Source organism: Cognatundibacterium luofuense (genome assembly GCF_018139685.1).
Lineage (GTDB): Bacteria > Pseudomonadota > Gammaproteobacteria > Burkholderiales > Burkholderiaceae_D > Undibacterium > Undibacterium luofuense.
On record NZ_JAGSPN010000471.1, the window covers coordinates 1 to 312 of the forward strand.

Below are 312 nucleotides of genomic sequence, written 5' to 3' on the forward strand. Positions count from 1 at the left end.
ATCGCGCCATATTGACTCAAGGCGCTGCCACTGTTTTTTTGCCATTGCAGGGCGACGTCCAGTTTGCCCTGGTGATAACGGGCTTCCAGCCACAGGCGTTTGCTGGCGTCTTGCCGGTCGCGGTTCAGCATGGCGCTGAGGTCGAGGTGTGAAATAAGTGCGTCCTGCCAGCTCGCATACAAAAACAATTGCTGCCGGGTCGGGCTTTGCTGTGCCAGTTGCGCGGCATTGCGGTACGCGGCGTACAGCGGTAAAGGCCCGCGTTGCAGCCTGTCCCAGCCATCCTGATCCAACGCACGTCCATTGATATGT

General features: G+C 58.7%; 1 pseudogene. It reads right to left on the reverse strand.

The features are described 5' to 3' along the window. Positions 1-312: pseudogene (locus KDM89_RS21265) on the reverse strand (hypothetical protein); the annotation flags it as partial.